This is a genomic window from Sedimentibacter sp. B4, assembly GCF_000309315.1.
GTDB classification, from domain to species: domain Bacteria; phylum Bacillota; class Clostridia; order Tissierellales; family Sedimentibacteraceae; genus Sedimentibacter; species Sedimentibacter saalensis.
This window is the reverse complement of record NZ_CANG01000020.1, coordinates 18,005-32,834: the sequence shown is the minus strand read 5'-3', so window position 1 is coordinate 32,834 and position 14,830 is coordinate 18,005. Positions and strand designations below refer to the sequence as shown.

At 36.6% G+C, this 14,830-nt stretch carries 14 protein-coding genes; 3 read left to right on the top strand and 11 right to left on the bottom strand.

The genetic code is table 11. The annotated features are described in order from the left end of the window. Positions 1 to 62 precede the first annotated feature (62 nt). Both scfA and BN358_RS04135 read right to left on the bottom strand, forming a co-directional pair. Positions 63 to 203, bottom strand: coding sequence for a six-cysteine ranthipeptide SCIFF (gene scfA / locus BN358_RS04140; protein WP_019228042.1), 141 nt, complete (start codon positions 201 to 203; stop codon positions 63 to 65). 84 nt (positions 204 to 287) lie between these two features. Continuing rightward, positions 288 to 653, bottom strand: a complete 366-nt coding sequence (locus BN358_RS04135) for a TIGR04086 family membrane protein (RefSeq protein WP_019228041.1) — start codon at positions 651 to 653, stop codon at positions 288 to 290. 289 nt (positions 654 to 942) lie between these two features. On the opposite strand from BN358_RS04135, the gene BN358_RS04130 reads away from it, so the two are divergent. Then, the gene (locus BN358_RS04130; protein WP_019228040.1) at positions 943 to 3,594 is read left to right on the top strand and encodes a cation-translocating P-type ATPase; all 2,652 of its coding nucleotides are present in this window, start codon (positions 943 to 945) and stop codon (positions 3,592 to 3,594) included. 42 nt (positions 3,595 to 3,636) lie between these two features. Here the strand turns inward: BN358_RS04130 and yajC are convergent, their stop codons facing one another. The 7 genes from yajC to ruvC are packed head-to-tail and all read right to left on the bottom strand — an operon-like array spanning position 3,637 to position 10,026. Next, entirely contained in the window at positions 3,637 to 3,969 is a 333-nt protein-coding gene (yajC, locus tag BN358_RS04125) for a preprotein translocase subunit YajC (RefSeq protein ID WP_019228039.1), read from the bottom strand. Between the two features lie 17 nt (positions 3,970 to 3,986). Further along, entirely contained in the window at positions 3,987 to 5,096 is a 1,110-nt protein-coding gene (tgt, locus tag BN358_RS04120; protein WP_019228038.1) for a tRNA guanosine(34) transglycosylase Tgt, read from the bottom strand. Positions 5,097 to 5,111: 15 nt separating this feature from the next. Next, complete coding sequence (gene queA, locus BN358_RS04115) at positions 5,112 to 6,158, bottom strand: tRNA preQ1(34) S-adenosylmethionine ribosyltransferase-isomerase QueA (RefSeq protein WP_019228037.1); 1,047 nt, start codon at positions 6,156 to 6,158, stop codon at positions 5,112 to 5,114. Beyond that, on the bottom strand, positions 6,155 to 7,843 hold the full coding sequence (locus tag BN358_RS04110) for a SpoIID/LytB domain-containing protein (protein ID WP_019228036.1): 1,689 nt from the start codon (positions 7,841 to 7,843) through the stop codon (positions 6,155 to 6,157). Before BN358_RS04110 ends, queA begins: the two co-directional genes overlap by 4 nt. A 3-nt stretch (positions 7,844 to 7,846) precedes the next feature. Further along, positions 7,847 to 8,884 (bottom strand): Holliday junction branch migration DNA helicase RuvB, encoded by a 1,038-nt coding sequence (gene ruvB, locus BN358_RS04105; protein ID WP_040581993.1) that lies wholly within the window; start codon positions 8,882 to 8,884, stop codon positions 7,847 to 7,849. Continuing rightward, positions 8,884 to 9,480: a Holliday junction branch migration protein RuvA gene (ruvA, locus tag BN358_RS04100; protein WP_019228034.1), complete on the bottom strand. Its 597-nt coding sequence runs from the start codon at positions 9,478 to 9,480 to the stop codon at positions 8,884 to 8,886. The genes ruvB and ruvA overlap by 1 nt, the downstream gene beginning before the upstream one ends. Positions 9,481 to 9,534: 54 nt before the next feature. After that, entirely contained in the window at positions 9,535 to 10,026 is a 492-nt protein-coding gene (gene ruvC, locus BN358_RS04095) for a crossover junction endodeoxyribonuclease RuvC (RefSeq protein ID WP_019228033.1), read from the bottom strand. A gap of 206 nt (positions 10,027 to 10,232) precedes the next feature. Between ruvC and rodA the strand changes: the two genes are divergently transcribed. After that, positions 10,233 to 11,384, top strand: a complete 1,152-nt coding sequence (rodA, locus tag BN358_RS04090) for a rod shape-determining protein RodA (RefSeq protein ID WP_019228032.1) — start codon at positions 10,233 to 10,235, stop codon at positions 11,382 to 11,384. A 302-nt stretch (positions 11,385 to 11,686) separates the two neighbouring features. Here rodA and BN358_RS04085 read toward each other — a convergent pair whose 3' ends face one another. Then, complete coding sequence (locus BN358_RS04085; RefSeq protein WP_019228030.1) at positions 11,687 to 13,180, bottom strand: nucleoside kinase; 1,494 nt, start codon at positions 13,178 to 13,180, stop codon at positions 11,687 to 11,689. Positions 13,181 to 13,189: 9 nt separating this feature from the next. Next, positions 13,190 to 14,104, bottom strand: a complete 915-nt coding sequence (locus tag BN358_RS04080) for an RluA family pseudouridine synthase (protein WP_019228029.1) — start codon at positions 14,102 to 14,104, stop codon at positions 13,190 to 13,192. 209 nt (positions 14,105 to 14,313) lie between these two features. On the opposite strand from BN358_RS04080, the gene BN358_RS04075 reads away from it, so the two are divergent. Beyond that, positions 14,314 to 14,814 carry a hypothetical protein gene (locus BN358_RS04075; RefSeq protein WP_019228028.1) on the top strand — a complete coding sequence of 167 codons (501 nt, stop codon included), beginning with the start codon at positions 14,314 to 14,316 and terminating at the stop codon, positions 14,812 to 14,814. The last annotated feature ends 16 nt before the right edge of the window (positions 14,815 to 14,830 follow it).

Genomic DNA, 14,830 nt, shown 5'->3' with positions numbered 1-14,830 from the left:
TTTTTATATGATAGGAAAGAAAAGTTCCTATCATATAAAAAGTAGTGGCTAAGCCACTACCATTATTTGTTCTCGCACTTTTGATTTCCTACTGTACAAGAAGTTTTACATGCAGATTGACATGAAGTCTGGCATTCTCCGCATCCTTTAACGTTCATATTATCTGTTAATTTTGTGTTGTTTAATGTTTTTATATGTACCATATTGAAACCTCCTTTAGCTTTATAAATTATAGCATCTTTAGAGATTATTTAAAAGCATTTTTTTATAAATTTTGAATAATCTTCTTATTTTTGAACTGCCCTGTGCTTCATATTTACACCCAATACTCCACCTAGGATAGCGACAGGAAGATAAATCAGGTTCTGTACAATGCTTATTTCCTGTGTCATTTTAAACATTACTTTTAAAAGAAGAACAAATGCAAAATAAACAATCCATATTTCTATTCCGCAAAAAAGTCCCTTCTCCCTTGTACTTCTTGAAAACAAAAGAGAAACAATAAATATGCAAACAGGTATTGCCGCTATGTATGCAAATTCAGCTGAAGGGGAAGAAGAGAAAAAGTACATGTACAATGTCAGGATTAAAAAAACAGCCAGCAGCATTATAAGCAAGTACAGAGAATATTTAATCAGTTTACCAATATTCATAACAACCTCCGATACAAGTTCTTGTTTAATAATATTCATGTACAATAAAAAAAGAACATACAAAAATATCTTGACAAAAATTTGCACTTTTGGTAAAGTTAATTTTACTAAGAGGGAGTAGTTTTAAATTTTCAGTCAACATCATGGATAGAAATATTCTGGCTGAAAATCTGCACTGCAACATAGGTAACCAGACTTTTAGTATATCTTTCGTAAAAAAAGATATGCTATAAGTCTTTTTTTATGTAAAGATTGGCATACTATAAAATATCATAACAAGGAGTAAATTATGTATTATCAAAAAAAAGTAAAAGACGTATGTTCACAATTGAATTCTTCCGAGCAGAACGGACTCACTCAGGAAGAAGCAAAAAAAAGGCTTGAGCAAGACGGGCCGAACACATTGGTTGAAAAAAAATCAAAAACAAAACTTCAAATGTTCTTATCTCAGCTTCAGGACACAATGATTTATATTTTATTTGCTGCAGCTGCAATATCAATAATGCTTGATGAAGTTACAGATGCCATAATCATATTGATTGTTGTTTTGCTGAATGCAATTATAGGAATGGTTCAGGAATCAAAAGCTGAAGCAGCATTAGAAGCTTTGAAAAATCTTTCAAGTCCATCGGCAATGGTTAAACGAGGAGGAAAAATCGTAGAAATTCCTGCAAGTGAACTTGTAAAAGGTGACGTTGTTGTTCTTGAGGCAGGAAGAATAATACCTGCAGACCTAAGGCTCACCCAGACCGTTAACTTAAAAATTGAAGAATCGGCACTGACCGGAGAATCAGTTCCTGTTGACAAAAGTGCAGAATATGTTGCAGAAGGCGATACAGGAATAGGTGACCAACTAAACATGGCATTTTCTTCTACAAGCATTTCATACGGAAGAGGTGAAGGAATTGTAGTCTACACAGGAATGGATACGGAAATTGGTAAAATTGCCACAATGATAAGTGAAGCAACAGAAGAACTCACTCCTCTTCAAAAAAGGCTCAATGACCTTGGAAAAGTTTTAGGAATTGTTGCAATAGTAATTGTTGCTTCAATGTTTGGAATAGCTGTTTTGCAAGGAAGAGACATGGTCGAGATGCTCATTACTGCCATTTCACTTGCCGTAGCAGCAATACCTGAAGGACTTACAGCCGTGGTGACAATAGTCCTGGCACTTGGTGTAACAAGAATGGTCAGAGTAAACACAATTGTAAGAAAGCTTCCTGCAGTTGAAACATTAGGAGCAGTAAGCATAGTGTGTTCAGACAAAACAGGAACGCTCACTCAAAACAAAATGACTGTTCTAAAAGTATATTTTGATGGTGTTTCCAAAGATGTAAAAGAACTCTCTTATGATGACAACAAGGTGTTCAACAACGGCTTCATACTTTGCAACGACGCTTCCACAGCAAATAACAGCCGTATAGGAGATCCTACTGAACTTGCACTTCTGGATATGGGAAGTTTGATGAATGTAACAAGGGAAGGTCTTGAAGGACAAATGCCGCGTATAAACGAATTGTCATTTGATTCCGCTAGAAAGCTTATGACAACAGTCCACAAGGACAAAGACAACAATGTGATGAGCTATACAAAAGGAGCAATGGACATTCTCCTTAAAAGATGCAGCAGGATTCTTATAAATGGTGAAACAACAAAGATTACTGAAAATCACATAAATGAAATTACAACGGCTGCCGGTGAAATGGCAAAACAGGCACTGAGGGTCCTTGCTCTTGGAATCAAGGAAAATGATGATTCTGCCAGCGAAGAAGATCTTACATTTGTAGGTCTTGTAGGTATGATTGACCCCCCTCGTCCGGAAGCCAAAAATTCTGTTCTTGAATTTAAAAATGCAGGCATCAAGACAATTATGATAACCGGAGACCACAAGGATACAGCTCTTGCAATCGCAAAGGAGCTTGGAATTGCAGATTCTGAGTCTCAGTGCATCACAGGAAACGAATTAAATGAAATGTCCCAGGAAGAACTCAATAAAATTGTTAACAACCTAAGAGTCTTTGCACGTGTTTCTCCTGAGCACAAAGTTATGATTGTTAAAGCATTCAAATCTCACGGAAGCATAGTATCAATGACAGGTGACGGAGTAAACGACGCACCTTCACTTAAAGCTGCTGACATTGGAGTTGCAATGGGAATAACGGGAACAGACGTTGCAAAGGGTGCAGCCGACATGGTTCTTACAGATGACAATTTCTCAACAATTGAAAAAGCTGTAGCAGAAGGAAGAGGAATTTATCAGAACATTAAAAAGACTGTTCTTTTCCTTCTTTCATCAAACTTCGGAGAAGTAATTTCCATGTTCACTGCAATTGCAGCAGGTCTTGCTTCACCTCTTCAATCAATACACATACTGTGGATCAACCTTATTACAGATTCCCTTCCGGGTCTTGCTCTTGGTGTTGACCCTAAAGACAGTGACATAATGGATGCAAAGCCACGTGACCCTAAGGAAAGTCTCTTTGCCAACGGTGGTTTAGTATTTACCGTTTACAACGGATTCATGATTGCAGCATTGACCCTTGGAGCATTCATTTGGTCACCTGTTCAACACTTGACTGCTGCAGGCCAAAGTGTGACTCTTGAAGGAATTAAGCTAATGCTTCAGGATCCTGATATTTTAATGCATGCTCAGACATATGCATTTACAACTTTAGGAGTTTCTCAGCTATTTCATGCTATTGGTATGAGAAACTACAACAAATCGCTGTTTAAAATGAACCACCTTGAAAACAAAGCAATGATAGGTGCATTTGCTGTAGGACTTCTTCTTCAGATAATTGTTACGGAAGTTCCATTCCTGACAGTTGTGTTTGAAACAGTGAGACTTTCTTTGAGAGAATGGTTCAACCTCATTTTAATAGCAATGATCCCGCTTCTTTCACACGAAATAATTGTGTTGATAAAGAAAATAACAAAATAAAAATAGACATAACAAAAGCCGCTTTTAGCGGCTTTTAAATTATTATTCTTCTTCGTTTTTAGGTTCTTCTGTTTCTTCAACAGCATCTTTTATTTCAGCTTTTTCTTTGCCTTTTTTAGCTACGCTTCCTATAGCCCATTTGGAAAATTCAACTCTTTGTTTTGCATGTGCCATTTCAAGTGTGATTATTTCATCATTTACTTTAACAACTTTGCCATGGATTCCACCGATAGTTATAACTTCGTCTCCTATTGACAAATTGTCTCTCATAGACTTTATTTCTTTATCTTTCTTTTTCTGTGGTCTGATCATCATGAAATACATTACTGCAAATAAAATGACCATCATTAAAATTCCGCTGTATTCTTGTGGCATATTTCCTCCTAGGTTAATTAATATCCATAATTGTCATAAAATTCTTTTTTGAAGTTCATGAAATTATCTTCCTTTATACTAATTCTAATACTTTTCATCAAATTAATCAAGAAAAATAAATTGTGAATTGAGGCAAGCCTTGCTCCAAGAATTTCATTTTCATTGAACAAGTGCCTTATATATGCTCTTGAATAATTTCTGCATGTGTAGCAGCCGCAGTTTTCATCTATTGGACCAAAATCTCTTTTGTACTTGGCGTTTTTAATTGTGAGCTGTCCCCTGCTTGTGAAAAACGCTCCATGTCTTGCCATTCTTGTTGGAAGAACACAGTCTGCCATGTCTATACCTCTTTCAACTGCTTCAAAAAGGTAATCAGGACTTCCCACTCCCATGAGATATCTTGGTTTGTCCTTTGGAAGCAGATCAACGGTGTAATCCATTACCTCACACATCAATTCCCTTGGTTCACCGACGCTTAATCCGCCAATGGCATATCCGGGGAAATCAATGTCTGTTATTTGCTTTGCGCTTTCTCTTCTCAAATCCTCGTACATTCCACCCTGCACTATTCCAAAAAGTGCCTGATTTTCTGTGTTTTCATGGAACTCCTTACATCTTTTGGCCCATCTTGTTGTTCTTTTGATGGACTGCTCCACATATTCCCGTGATGCAGGATATGGTATGCATTCATCAAATGCCATCATGATGTCAGAGCCAAGACAATTTTGAATTTCCATTGATTTTTCAGGACTTAAAAAATGTTTTGATCCGTCCACATGAGAACGGAACTCAACTCCTTCTTCCTTTATTTTTCTTAAATTTCCAAGGCTGAACACCTGAAATCCGCCGCTGTCAGTAAGTATTGGCCTATCCCAGTTCATGAATTTATGAAGCCCTCCGGCTTCCTTTATAAGCTCATGCCCCGGCCTGAGGTACAGATGGTATGTGTTTCCGAGAATTATCTGTGCCTCCAACTCCTTCATTTCTTCTGGAGTCATGGCCTTTACTGTTGCTTTTGTTCCTACAGGCATGAATATGGGTGTTTCAATATCACCGTGATTTGTATGAATTTTCCCAAGCCTTGCCTTGCATTCTTTTGATTGTTTTATCAGTTCAAAACTAAACATAATTCACCCACTTTTTTATTTTATAAGCATTGCATCTCCGAAGCTGAAAAACCTGTATTTTTCTTTTACTGCTTCATTGTACGCATTCATGATATTTTCTTTTCCTGCCAGTGCGCTTACAAGCATCACCAGTGTTGATTCAGGGAGATGGAAATTTGTAATCAGACAATCCACCACTTTATACTCGTATCCCGGGAATATGAATATGTCAGTCCACCCGCTTTGTGCTTTCACAAGTCCATTTTCATCACCTATGGTCTCAAGAGTCCTGGTGCTTGTTGTTCCCACTGAAAAAACTTTAAAACCACCGATTTTTGCAGAATTTATTTTGTCTGCTTCTGTCTGTGTAAGCTCGTAATATTCAGAATGCATTTTATGTTCTGAAATAAATTCTGCCTTTACGGGTCTGAAAGTTCCAAGCCCCACATGAAGAGTGAGCCTTGCAATTTTTATTCCCTTCTCTTCGACTTTCTTTAACAGTTCATCGTTGAAGTGAAGTCCTGCAGTTGGTGCAGCAGCAGAACCGGGATTCTTGGCATAAATTGTCTGGTATCTGTTTTTGTCCTCAAGCTTTTCATGTATGTAAGGAGGAAGAGGCATTTCTCCAAGCTGGTCGAGTATTTCTTCAAAAATTCCTTCATATTGGAATTTAATGATTCTGTTTCCGTCTTCGTGAACTTCCGTTATTGTTCCTGTCAAAAGATTTTCCTTAAAAACAATTTCTGTTCCTTCTTTTGCCTTCTTTCCCGGCTTCACCAGGGTTTCCCAGCACTTGTCGTCTATTCTTTTTAAAAGAAGAAGTTCTATTACTGCTCCGGTGTCCTTTCTTGTTCCATAAAGTCTTGCAGGAAGAACCTTTGTTTCGTTTATTACAAGGCAGTCGCCTTTGTTTATATAATCAATTACATCGTAAAAATGTTTGTGCTCCACTGCTCCTGTTTTTTTATCAAGAACCAGAAGTCTTGAATGGTCCCTTTCCTTTATGGGAGTCTGAGCTATGAGTTCTTCAGGAAGGTGGTAATAAAAGTCGCTTGTTTTAAAATTTTTTTCGTTTTCTATCATTTAATTGTTACTCCAGTATAATAATGTTTTAATATCTCATCATATGTAAAGCCTTCCGCAGCCATTTCCTTTGCTCCATACTGGCTCATTCCTATGCCGTGACCCCATCCTCTTCCGTCAAAGCTGTACTGTGTTGAATTAGTATCAACTATTTTTACTCCTTCAGAGCTTATGAAGGCAAGCTTTTGTTTGTCTATTTTTTTGTTGCCTGTGCTTGTTACAGCATATTTCCCAAGCACACTTCCTGAAGAAAGAGCTTTTGTTCCGGAAGATTCTTCTTTCTCTTCCGTAATGTTATCCAGAATTCCTCTTGATGGCACTACTGCTTGATTGTCACCAGTGCTTTCTTTTTCAATAGAGTCTATGCCTGCAAAATAAAATACGCTTCCGTTTTCAATTGTAAACCATGAACTCATAAGTCCCAAAAGCAGTCTTGCATTTTCCTTCTTGTATGAAATTTCTCCATTATCAGTTAAAAATATACATTCCATTACCCTGTTATTTTCAGAAACTTCTTTTATTTCTATGCCATACAGATCCGTTACACTGTTGCCGTCAGCATTTAATCTTTTTATTATTTCTTCTTTGGCGTAAGTTTTTACCCACTGATTGTACGGTGAACCAGATTTGTCAGAATATTCATCTTCAACCCCTCTTGCATATGGTAGAGCTGCTGTCCACACATTTTCCGAATTTTCAGTGCTTCCCCCGCTTGTTGAATGATAAAACGCCTGAATGAGCTTATCGTCGTAATATATCATCTCTCCTTCAGTTTTATCAACCGCCTCGTTTGTAGAAGGCTTTTCATAGGAATATCCCCAGTAAACCTGGCTGTTTTGATTGTCCTCAAGGTCATAGCCGTATGATGAGTTAGGTCTTATGTTATAAACAGCGTAAGTTCTTGCAGCAACAGCCTGAGCCTTCAAAGACTCCATTCCCCATGAAGCTGCAATTTCATTGGGAACAACACCATACAAATAACTTTCAAGATCAACGTAATTTATTGATATGAGCTTGGACCCTTCGATAATATTAAAACCCATGGCCCCTCTGTATGGTCTTCCGTCAATTTTTATCATATTTGTATCTTCTTCATTGTTCATAGAAGAAAATCTAATGTCAAGTCCTTTTTCATACATGAAAACAATATTGCTGTAATTATCGAAAACAATAATATTTTCCAGATCTTGATAAACAACATCGCTTTCTACGCCGATGTCTGATAGTTTTCCCATGAATGCACCTGCAGTGCTTTTGTCCTTGAAGTTTCCTGCATAAACATAGTAATCTCTTCCATCGTAATATGGATAAAAATCATTGTCTATGTTATTTTCATAGTCATCAGCTGCATCTAAAGCTTCATCATATGAATCGTATGTACCGTCTAATCTTGCGTGAAAAGCCCCGAATTTAGCAGAACCTGATTCTGCTGAAGTAAGGAAGTTATAGTTTCCATCATAGTAAGAATCTATCAATATGCTTAAATTGTCACCCAGCGTAAAAATTTCTTCATCTTCCTCGTACACTGTAATATCATCGTAGCCTGCAAGATTTGCCTGCTGGTTGTAAAGCCTTGGTGACCTTATTCTCACCCTAACTGAATAATCTTCTTGTGCATAGCATGTAAAAACAATTAAAAATATCATCATTAATGTTGCAGCAGTAATTTTCTTTAACAGTTTCATAATCTACCCCTCGAAATCAATTGTCATCTGTCCAATATTTTTTTTAACTTTATTTACGTGCCTATATCCCATTTCCGTAACAACTCTTCCTCTTGGTGTACGGTTCAAATACCCAATCTGAAGGAGGTAAGGTTCATAAACATCCTCAATTGTAACTTTTTCTTCACCTATGGAAGCTGCAAGAGTGTCAAGCCCCACTGGCCCGCCTCTGTAATATTCGATTATTGTGTTAAGTATTCTTCTGTCAAGCTTATCCAGACCCATTTCATCTATTTCAAGCATTTTAAGGGCGCTGTCAGCAGTCTTTAAATCTATTTTGCCGTTGCTTTTAACAATGGCATAATCTCTCACGCGTTTTAAAAGCCTGTTGGCTATACGTGGAGTTCCTCTTGAACGCCTTGCTATTTCTTCTGCTCCGCTCTCATTTATTTCAACATTTATTATTCCTGCTGAACGAAGAACTATTTCCTTAAGGTCATCAGCATTGTAAAAATCAAGAGTACACATTACGCCGAAGCGGTCACGAAGAGGAGAAGCCAACATTCCTGAGCGTGTTGTTGCTCCTATTAATGTAAACTTTGGAAGGTCAAGACGTATGGATCTGGCAGAAGGACCCTTTCCAATTATTATATCCAGAGCATAATCTTCCAGTGCAGGATACATTATTTCTTCAACAGTCTTGTTGAGTCTGTGAATTTCATCGATGAACAAGACGTCATTTTCATTTAAATTTGTAAGTATTGCAGCTAAATCTCCCGGTCTTTCTATGGCAGGACCTGACGTAACTCTTATGTTAACGCCCATCTCATTGGATATTATATTGGCCAGCGTTGTTTTTCCAAGTCCAGGAGGTCCAGAAAGCAGCACATGGTCAAGAGGCTGATTTCTCATTTTTGCCGATTCAATAAAAATACCCAGTACTTCCTTAACTTTATTTTGTCCTATGTACTGCACAAGTCTCTGGGGTCTTAAGCTTAATTCCAGGTCCTCATCCCCGATGTTTAATGTGCTTGCAACTATTTCATTATCTCTTTCAAACATCATAATACCTGCCTAGTAATATTTTTCAATGCTTCCTTGATTATGTCGTTTTCACTCTTGCCTTCAATATCCATGGAATCAAGTGCATTTTTTGCGTCATAGGAGTTAAAGCCCAAAGAAATAAGCGCATCTAAAATATCAGATGTATCCCTGCCTGTACCAGCAATCACACTTTCTCCGGCAGGAAGGCTTTCCAGAGTTCCAACTTTGTCCTTTAGTTCAAGGATAATTTTACTTGCAGTCTTCTTGCCGATGCCCGGAACCTTTGACATTCTGTTTGCATCTTCTTTTAAAATTATTTCCTTTATGGTGTTTGTTTCATATGTTGAAAGAACCGCAAGCCCGGCCTTAGGACCAATTCCGTTAACTGTTATGAGCTTTTTGAACAAATCCATTTCATCTTGAGTCAAAAATCCGAAAAGAGCCACTATGTCTTCTCTTACGTGCATGTATGTGAGTATCATGGCATGATCCTTTTCCTTAAGTTTATTTAGGGTGGAAAAGGATGTGCTTATGTAATATCCTATGTTGTTGTTGTCAATGATTATGTAGTCAAGACCTTTTTTAGCAATTTCTCCTTTGATGTAGCTTATCATAATATCCTCCGAAGCGAGCCGTAAACCAGTATCAGTTTGTAAGTAGCTAATATTTTATATTCTGAAATTTTCTGCAAATTTAAGGGAATTGGCATGGCAAATTGCCGCTGCCAGACCGTCGGCGGCATCATCAGGCTTTGGAACCTGTTTAAGCTTTAAAATCAGTTTTACCATTTCCTGCACCTGTTTTTTTTCAGCCCTTCCGTATCCGACAGTGCCCTGTTTTATCTGAAGCGGTGTGTATTCATAAAGAGGTATATTTTTGTTAGCTGCAGCCAAGAGGTGAACTCCTCTTGATTGTGCTATTGCCATGGCTGTCTTTGTATTTTTGTTGTAAAACAATTCCTCTACTGCAACGGCCTCAGGCTTGTACATTTCAAAAAGCTCCATATACCTGTCATAGATTATTTTAAGTCTTTTGGGATATTCATCGAAGCTTGATGTTATAACAGCACCGTATTCAATTATTTCAAACTTGTTTCCAGCATAATTTACTATACCGTAGCCTGAAATGGCAAGGCCCGGATCTATTCCAAATATAATCATATGAATACCTCATTATTTATTCATAAAGCAATTATATTGTTCATTTCCAGTATGCTATTGTTTTTCATTATAGCATACATTTGTTCTGTTGTTAAGAACTTTTTACCCTTTCAAATCAGCATTTATGTAAATCTTTTTGAATAAAATTATGTTTTGCATTGTTGCAAAGTATGTTATAATTTAAAAAAACACAAACGGAGATAGATATGTTCAAGAAGGATAACAAACTTAAAAGGTTTGATTTTATACTGTTTTTTACAACAATTGCATTGTGTATTTACGGATTTATAATAATTAACAGCGCCACCATGAGCAAAGCTTCGGGAAGCGAACCATACCTTAAAACACAAATAGTCGCTTTTGCCCTTGGTTTGGGTGTGATGTTTTTTCTCGTAATGATTGATTTTGATATTTACGGAAGCTTTTACCTTCCAATTTACGGAGTATCGGTAATACTTCTTCTATACGTACTTATTAATCCTGTAAGCGCCTCTGAATGGGGTGATGTTAGAAGCTGGATTGCAGTAGGTCCTGTGGTTTTCCAGCCATCTGAACTTGCAAAGTTTGGAGTTATTATATCTGTTGCAAAGTTTATCGACATTAACAAGGACAACATCAACGAACCCGCTGTGCTTATTAAGGTGCTCGTGTTTGCTTTCTTTCCTGTTGCCCTGATTCTTATGCAGCCTGACCTTGGAACAGCATTAGTTTTCATATTTTTCATAGCAGTAATGATTTTTGTATCAGGCATAGACAGAAAATATATTATTGCAGTCATAATCCTGGCACTTATAATGCTGGTAATAGGGCTAATCTCCTTTTATTTCATAATGAAGGACTATACTCCCAACGAAGATTACAGAATAGACAGAATAGTTACGTTCTTTTATCCTGAGCTTGACCCGGAAGACACAGGTTACCAGGTAATTCAGTCAAAGACAGCCATTGGATCCGGCATGATTTACGGAAGAGGTCTTTACAAAGGAGTTCAAAATCAGCTTGGTTATCTTCCAACAAAGGAAACAGACTTCATATTTGCAGTAATAGGTGAAGAGCTGGGACTAGTAGGAGGACTTGGGCTTTTGCTCCTTTATGCGCTTTTATTGTACCGACTTATAAGAATTGCACGTCATGCTGCAAACTTATTCGGTTCCCTCATAGTAACCGGAATAACAGCAATGCTTTTGTTCCACATCTTCGAAAACATAGGAATGACCATGGGTCTAATGCCTGTAACTGGAATCCCGCTTCCGTTCATAAGCTCCGGAGGAACGTTCATGCTGGTGAACATGGTAAGTATTGGGCTTGCTCTGGGAGTTGGAATGAAACGCGGCAAAATAGACATGAACGACTTTTAGGTAATTAAGAATGAAAAATTAAGAGTTAAGAATTATGGTAGCAAGTCGGCTGTGCCGACTTGCTTTTTAAATTAAATAAAGATTTGTGCTCTGCACAAATCTTTACATTAATTCATAATTCTTCACTCTTAATTCTTAATTAAGAAAAGCAGCTTCCTCCGATGAATTCCCTTAAAATTGATGTGTTTGGAATTGCACTTTCATCATCAATTGATTTGAAATAGCTGAAAAATTTCAACAGCCTCTGCCTTTCAGAATAAAATATACTGTCTTTTTTTATTTCCTTAACAAGAGGCTCTGCGTTATTTTTTCAGGACGCTGAGCTCATAAACAAGGGCAGAGTTAAATATGGCATCTGCATTTTCCTGATGAGGAAAAATGTATTTTTCTGTTCCTTTAACAACATTATCCCAAAGTTCCATGGTCTTGTAGACATTGTTGCCTCTGTGTGTGTTGTCTCTTACAATTCGCCTTACAAGTCTCAGGTCGGAAGTTGAAATACGGTTGTGATTATCAATATTAAGCTGCGTAAGCGCACTTATGTATATTCTGAACTTATTTTTTTGAGGAATGTTTTTTGTAAGCTTGTCATTTAGACCATGAATTCCTTCAATGATGATGATGTGGTCATTTGTGAGCTTCACAGGATCTTTTGTGTATTCCCTTTTTCCTGATTTGAAGTTAAATGTAGGGATTTGAACTTCTTCACAAGCCATAAGGCTTAAGAGCTGATGGTTGAAAAGTTCAAGATCCAGGGCATCAATTGTTTCAAAATCAAATTCTCCGTTTTCATCTTTGGGAGTATGTTCCCTGTCAACAAAATAATCGTCTAAAGAAAGAGCATAAGTTTTTTTGCCATTCACTCTTAGCTGAATAGAAAGCCTCTGTGCAAATGTGGTTTTCCCTGAGGATGACGGACCTGCTATTAAAACTATTTTTATGTTTGTATCATTTGAAATTTCATCTGCAATGTAGGCTATTTTTTTCTCATGGAGCGCTTCATTGACTCTTATCATGTCGTCAATTGTATTGTTTATGATTTTTTTGTTCAAAGAACCCACATATCCAACATCCATTATCTTCCCCCAATCTTCAGCTTCTTTAAAAACTTTGGAAAGTTTCTCCTGTACAATATATTCAGGAATTTCAAAGTTGCTTTCCTTTGTGGGATAATTTAAAATGATACCTGGTGCAAAAAGTCTCAAATCAAATTCTTTAACAAATTCCGTGTTTGGAGCAATGTATCCGTAAAATGTATCATAATATCCGTCAAGTTCGCAAACTCTTATGTCTTTCTTGTCCCATTGTGTAAGAAGCTCAATTTTATCCTGCAGATTTTGTTTTTTAAAAATCTCCATTGCTTTTTCAACTTTCATGAGTCTTGTATTTATGGGTCTTTTTTGATCTATGATTTCTTGCATTCTCGTTCTTATTTCTTCAAGCAGTTTGTTGTCTACCAGATGTTTATTCTTAAGTTCCGTATAAAGACCCTTGCTTAGAGAATTTACAATGCATACGTCTATTTGGTCAAAAATGTCCTTGCACGATTTTATGTAAATCATGGTTAACGTTCTGACATAAATTCTGTTGCCATCTTTATCGCTTATATCAATGAACTCAATTTTATCGTTTTCTTTAAATTTTGCCCCCTGAAGATCCTGTAGCTTGTTGTTTACTTTTATTCCAAGATACTTTGTGTAATCATCCTTATGGATTCTTTTAAGAAGATCAAAAAGTGATTCATCCTCACCTATTTCCACTGTTTGATTTTTTTCTCCTGCAAGTATTATTTTCATGAATCCTCCTTATTGCTTCAAAATTTTCCTTTCGTCCACATCTGAAATTATTTCCATTTTGTTCAGATATTCAAGCTCACCTTCATATCCATCCAGAATAAGCTTGTAGGCATGAAGCAGCTGGTGTTTTTCATCGTCTTTCCTTCCGTATTTTTTGTCTCCTACTATAGGGTGACCTATGGAAGACAAATGCGCTCTTATCTGATGCGCTCTTCCGGTTTCAATTTCTATTTCAAGCCATGTGAAATTTCCTTCAGTTTTTAAAGGATGAGCATTTGTAATTACCAATTTGGCATTTTCCTTTTGTTCTTTCACTATTCTTACCATGTTTCTTGATTCATCCTTTATGAGGTAATCCTTTAGCTCAATATCCTGTTTCATGATGCCGTGAACCTTGGCCTTGTAATATTTTTTAATTGCTCTTTCCCTTATTGCCTTGTTTGTCTGTTTTAAAGCATCATAGTTTTTAGCTGCAATCACAAGTCCTGATGTATTCTTGTCAAGCCTGTTGCACACTGCCGGCTTGAATGTAAAGCTTATGTTTTCTTCCTTTGCATCAAGATACATTTTAATTTCATCAACCAGATTGACATCACTTGTTTCATCAGGCTGAGAGCTTAATCCTATGGGTTTATTTACAACAAGAATATTATCGTCCTCATAAACAGGAACGAAATGTATGTCAGTTTCAATCAAACTTTTTTTCTCCCTGAATTTGTCAATTGTTTCATCGGACAAATAAAGCTGGACAAGGTCATCTTTTTTAAGAACCTCCTCAGGCTCTGCCTTCAAATTGTTCAATTTAATGTTTTTCTTTCTTAGCATTTTATATATAAATGACTGGTTTGCCTTATTGAGATACTTTTTCAGAAATCTGTCAAGTCTTTGTCCTTCTTCATTTTTAGTTATTAATATTTCTTTCATATTTTCTCCAATTGGTTATTTTTTAAGTATCTATATATTATACCAATAACATCTACTATAGCAAGCAATTTTAAATTATTCATTAGCTCTATTTCTTCTTCGAACATGAAATTTTTAAACCCAGAAATAATTACATGTTTTTGGTTATTGTAAATCAGCCATTTTTGTGTTAAAATGTTAGTTACTTGATAATAAACAAGGAGTGACTGATGAAAACAATAATAAATGCAATAAGAGACTTTATATATAATATTACCGACTACGGTTTAATAATAGTAGTAATTGTTGTAATGGCATTAATATTAGGATGGAGATTTGATATTTTATTTAACAGAGGAATCGAAAAAAACGCAATTTCTGATTTGCCTCAGATTATTGCAGAAGAAGAATATAACAATTCAAAAAACCCCCAAACACCAGAAGATCCTGATGATGCTGAAAGCCCTGAAAAACCAGCAGGTGAAACACCTGACACACCTGACACCCCTGCCCCAAGCGGACTTATAGCAACAGTTGAAATTCCTGAAGGCTCTTTTCCTTCAAGCATAGCTAAAATACTTCAAAGTTCAAATCTTATTAGCGACACCAACGAATTTTTAAACAGATCCGTAGAACTTGGACTTGATACAAAACTTAGAAGCGGTACATACGAAATTGAAGTTGGTACAAGCCTGGACGATATAATTAAAATAATTGCAAACGCATATTAAAATAAAAGAAAGGAGC